At 31.7% G+C, this 4,754-nt stretch carries 6 protein-coding genes and 1 pseudogene; 2 read left to right on the top strand and 5 right to left on the bottom strand.

What is annotated here, in order from left to right; all coding sequences use genetic code 11:
- Together ACVC2P_RS16455 and ACVC2P_RS16450 are read left to right on the top strand one after the other, a co-directional pair.
- Positions 1 to 183, top strand: a pseudogene (locus tag ACVC2P_RS16455) (Bcr/CflA family drug resistance efflux transporter); the annotation flags it as partial.
- Positions 184 to 273: 90 nt separating this feature from the next.
- The gene (locus ACVC2P_RS16450) at positions 274 to 777 is read left to right on the top strand and encodes a hypothetical protein (RefSeq protein ID WP_452599545.1); all 504 of its coding nucleotides are present in this window, start codon (positions 274 to 276) and stop codon (positions 775 to 777) included.
- Between the two features lie 299 nt (positions 778 to 1,076).
- Here the strand turns inward: ACVC2P_RS16450 and ACVC2P_RS16445 are convergent, their stop codons facing one another.
- The 5 genes from ACVC2P_RS16445 to ACVC2P_RS16425 all read right to left on the bottom strand — a co-directional run.
- A complete protein-coding gene (locus tag ACVC2P_RS16445; protein WP_452599544.1) occupies positions 1,077 to 1,625 on the bottom strand; it encodes a 1-acyl-sn-glycerol-3-phosphate acyltransferase in 549 nt (182 codons plus the stop codon).
- Between the two features lies 1 nt (position 1,626).
- A complete protein-coding gene (locus ACVC2P_RS16440) occupies positions 1,627 to 2,709 on the bottom strand; it encodes an iron-containing alcohol dehydrogenase family protein (RefSeq protein WP_452599543.1) in 1,083 nt (360 codons plus the stop codon).
- Between the two features lie 33 nt (positions 2,710 to 2,742).
- Positions 2,743 to 3,447 (bottom strand): HAD family hydrolase, encoded by a 705-nt coding sequence (locus tag ACVC2P_RS16435; RefSeq protein ID WP_452599542.1) that lies wholly within the window; start codon positions 3,445 to 3,447, stop codon positions 2,743 to 2,745.
- Position 3,448: 1 nt separating this feature from the next.
- Complete coding sequence (gene kdsB / locus ACVC2P_RS16430) at positions 3,449 to 4,177, bottom strand: 3-deoxy-manno-octulosonate cytidylyltransferase (protein ID WP_452599541.1); 729 nt, start codon at positions 4,175 to 4,177, stop codon at positions 3,449 to 3,451.
- A gap of 49 nt (positions 4,178 to 4,226) precedes the next feature.
- Positions 4,227 to 4,754, bottom strand: a 528-nt coding sequence (locus tag ACVC2P_RS16425) for a DUF4126 domain-containing protein (protein ID WP_452599540.1), incomplete at its 5' end; no start/stop codon positions are given.

Genomic DNA, 4,754 nt, shown 5'->3' with positions numbered 1-4,754 from the left:
GGTATTGGCTCTGCAATTAATGGCTTTATCTCTACAGTAATGGCTGTGCCTATAGCAAATTATATTGGAAGTTTTGTAGAAACTTCTGTATTACCTCTGTTTATTGGTTTTTCATTTTTTGGGTTATTATCTGTTTTAGCTTTTATTATAGTTAAACGACAAATGCGACTAGCTAGAGTATAAAACTACTAATAAAACATAAAGCATAATACTTATTATTGTTATGTTTTATAAACTATTGCGACATATAGGTAAACCTTAAATACTTTCATTTTGAAAAAAATTTCAGTTTTACTCTTATTTTTATTTTCTAGTGTAGCGTTTTCACAAAATATGAATAATGATATATTAGAAGAACTTTTTAATAAAGTAAGCGATACAGTACATGGCTCTAAAGGGCGATGGCAATTTAATATAGAACATGTGTCTTTTATTTGCTTAACTGATACTAACCATAATAGGATGCGTATTATTTCGCCAATAGTAGAAGCTTCTAAATTAACTGAAGACTTAAAAAACAATGCTCTTCTTGCTAATTTTCATACTGTATTAGATGCTAAATATGCTATTTCAGACAATGTGCTTTGGTCCGTTTTTATTCACCCATTAAAAGAGTTAACAAAAGAGCAAGTTGCAAATGCTATAGAACAAGTGTATTTTGCCAATGTAACTTTTGGCTCAACTTACTCAAGCACGTCTTTAGTTTTTCCTGGTAAGCAAGAAGAGGCTCCTGTTGAACAACAAAAAGAGGATGATTTTATAAGACAAAAAATATAACAATTCCTATCTTATTAGTATGGATAGCCTATATAAAAAAAGCTACTTCAATATAAACTGAAGTAGCTTTTGTGTTTGTAGTAGGGAATGTTTCTTTTTAGGGACTTTGTAAGTTTACTTTATGTTTCATTCTTTATAGCACTACACAAATATATCTTTCAATATTTGTGCCAAAATAATATTATTTTTAATAATACCAAACTACTTTTTGATAAAAAAATAAAGTATTCTCAATAATTAAGTTCTTTTACAAAGAATACACTATTTACGAAAGACAAAACTCGCTGAAAATTAAATATTTAGGAATAACGCGGTATTTTTCCCACAACGTCTTTATAGAAATTTTTCATGAATTTAAAGTCCTCCTCTATGTTGTCTGTAGGGTAAAATGGTTCTGAAACTTTATTTTGTTTTTTAGCAAAATCTAAAGTAAACATTATAATAGGTACATTGGCTTCTTTGGCTATGTAATAGAATCCTGTTTTCCATTCTTTCACTTTTTTTCTTGTACCTTCTGGTGCTAAAGCTAACCTAAACTCTTCCCGCCCATTAAATAATTTAGCTATTGCCTGCACTTTATTTTGCCCAGAAGTTCTATCTAATGCGGCACCTCCCATTGCTCTAAAAAAATAACCAAAAGGAAAAGTAAAGAGTTCTTTTTTACCAACAAAATTAGCTTTAACGCCTACTACTTTTCTAAGAAATATACCTATGTAAAAATCATGCCAGCTGGTATGTGGTGCTGCAATTATAACTGCTTTTTTAATAGTATCTTTAGACATTGTTGTATTACCTACAACTTTCCAGCCTAAAATCTTAAAATATATAAGTTTAATTAGCCAACGCATATTACATTTTTTCGTAGAGCGCTCTTAAAGTCTCTCGAGTAATGGATTTTTTCCATTGTTTACCTATAGCATTTTCCCATAACGGCTCTAAACTTAAAGCTACATCTATCATAATATCAAACTCCTTGTCTGATAATTCTGCGCAAATTCCTTGTGGTAAGTTTATATTATGCTTTGTTTTCATTTCTTTAAACAAGGCAACTCCTTCTGGGTAATAGTCTTCTAAATGATCGAAAACGATACAGTTTCCAATACCGTGTTTAGTTCCTAATAAATAAGATAAACCATAACTCATAGCATGTGCTACACCTACTTGAGAGTAAGCTATACTCATACCTCCATGCCAACTTGCCATCATTAATTTATCTTGAGATTCTTCTTCTGTTAAATTGCCATCAACAAAAACTTCTTTACATAACGAGTATGCTTTTTCTCCATACGATTTACTAAATGCATTTAAATAGGTTCCGTTTAAAGATTCTATGCAGTGTACATAACAATCCATACCTGTATAAAACCATTGTTCTTTGGGTATATCTTTAGTTAACTCGGGATCTAGTACGACTTGATCGAAAGGTGTATAATCGCTATTAATGCCTAACTTCCTGTCTGGCCCTGTAAGTATAGTCGTTCTAGAGACTTCTGCACCTGTACCAGATATGGTTGGTATTCCAACATGATAAATTGCTGGGTTTTTAACTAAATCCCAACCTTGATAGTCTTTAGATTGTCCTTTATTAGTTAGCATAATAGATACTGCTTTTGCAATATCTAAAACGCTTCCTCCACCTATACCTATAATTCCAGAAGGGCGTTCTTTATAATTTAAAATAATATCTTCAACTAAATCATCTATTTGTGATGTTTTTGGTTCTTCCTTAGCAGATACATAGTATAATTTATCATCGTAAGACAAAGGAATTCTTGAGGTTAACCAGGCGTTTCCTTTAAATACATCATCAACAAAAAATATAAATGGGGCTTTGGTATTTAATCGTTTAGGGGCTAATATTTCTCCTAATTGATTAAAACTACCTCGTCCAAAGACTACTCTGGACACCATTGGAAAATTTTTATAACTCATCTAACTATTTATAATGTAAAAATATAGTTTTTTTTAATCTAAAAGTGGTAATAACTCTAATAAATTACCAATTGTTTTATAATCCTTATTTATCGTTTCATTTACTTCAATCTCTTCATGAGCCCAAGTGGTATGAAAAGGAACATGCACAGCATTTGCTTTAATATTTATTAAAGGTAAAATATCTGATTTTAATGAATTACCTATCATTAAAAACTCTGAGGGCTTAATGTCTAAATGATTTAATAATTTAGAATAATTTGCTTCTTTTTTATCGCTCAGCACTTCTATGTGATGAAAATAATCTAGTAACCCCGATTTTTCTAATTTACGTTCTTGATCTAACAAATCTCCTTTTGTTGCAACTATTAATTTGTATTTTTTTGATAGTTTTTGCAACACTTCTTCAACACCATCTAATAACTCTACGGGTTTGTTAAGCATTTCTTTACCTAATTCAAGAATCTTATTTATGGTCGTGTTAGAAACATTATTATTAGATAGTTCTAAAGCCATTTCTACCATAGATAGAACAAAACCTTTAACGCCATATCCATAGGTAGGTAGGTTTTTTATTTCCATCTTAAACAACTCTTGCTCTATTCTATTAGGTGTTTCATAGTGTTGCAATAGTTTTGCAAACTCATGTTCGGCATCGCGAAAATACGTTTCGTTTACCCAAAGCGTATCGTCTGCATCAAAGCCTATTACTTTTATATGTGAGTAAGTTGTGTTCAATTTACTTCCATAGTTTTTTAGCACGTTCTAAATCTTCAGGTGTATCTATCTCTACTCCTTGTACATTTGTTTCTACCATTTTAATACGTTTACCATACTCTAAATAACGAATACATTCTATTTTTTCTGAAGCTTCCAGTGTTAACATAGGTAAACGGTAAAAATCCATCAAAGCGTCTTTTCTAAAGGCGTAAACCCCTTTGTGTTTATAATATTTTGCTGCTACAGTTTTGTCTCTTGGAAATGGTATTGGGCTTCTTGAAAAATACAATGCAAAAGCTTCTTTATCTACAATAACCTTTACTGTATTTGGGTTTTCTATTTCATCCCAGTCTGTAATATTTACCATTAAAGAGGCTAAATCTACTGTGTTTTCTTTATCGTTTTTAAATACGTTAATTAATTTTTTTAGAGAATCGACTTCTGTAAATGGTTCATCGCCTTGTACATTTACAACAATATCTACATCCATAAACTCAACAGCTTCAGCTATACGATCGCTACCACATTCATGTTCTTTTTTACTCATTACAATATGGCCTCCAATACTAGATATTTCATTATAAATAATATCGCTGTCTGTTACTACAACTACATCATCAAATAATTGCGTGGCAACTGTTGCTTCGTAAGTTCTTGTTATAACTGGTTTCCCCCCTAAATCTTGCATTAATTTACCTGGAAAACGAGAGGCACTATATCGTGCCGGAATCATTGCAATTATTTTCATTTATTATTGAAACATTTATTTTTCAAAAATATGGTTTTTAAACCTATTTTTAAGTTTTCCTTAGTTTAAACTTTTTATAAACCCTAAAAATAATATATAATAGTATTAGTACCAGAACAAGTGCTACATATGGTAAAAACACTGAAACTACAGACATGAATACAGATGTAGTAGTTTCTACAGTAGACACTATAGGGTTTCCTACGCCACCAGTTGTAGCTGTAGAGACTAATCGTGTTGCTCCAGAAGACCCCGCTACTGCAGCTGCAGTCCCACCGCCGGCTATAATGGCCAACGCCCATGTTACTACGGGGCTTAAATCTGCTACTGTGGACACCATTACTGCTGTACCTGCTATTGCTGCTAATGGTATTGCTATAGTATCTAAAGCATTATCTACATAAGGAATATAATATGCAAATATTTCTACTAATGTTGCTACTCCTAAAACTATTAATGCCGATAGGCTTCCTATCCATTCCCAAGAGTCATTTAACTCCCACAATCCTGTATATGCTACTAGACTAAGAACAAACAAAGGCACAAAAACCCTAAAACCAACTGATGCAGATAATCC

The sequence above is a fragment of the Pontimicrobium sp. MEBiC01747 genome, assembly GCF_053601635.1.
Note: the sequence above shows the minus strand (reverse complement) of the source record. Positions and strands in the feature narration are given on the sequence as shown.

Coding starts and splice junctions, on each gene's coding strand:
- ACVC2P_RS16440 (WP_452599543.1), bottom strand. CDS start 2,709: ATGAGTTATAAAAATTTTCCAATGGTGTCCAGAGTAGTCTTTGGACGA.
- ACVC2P_RS16445 (WP_452599544.1), bottom strand. CDS start 1,625: ATGCGTTGGCTAATTAAACTTATATATTTTAAGATTTTAGGCTGGAAA.
- kdsB (WP_452599541.1), bottom strand. CDS start 4,177: ATGAAAATAATTGCAATGATTCCGGCACGATATAGTGCCTCTCGTTTT.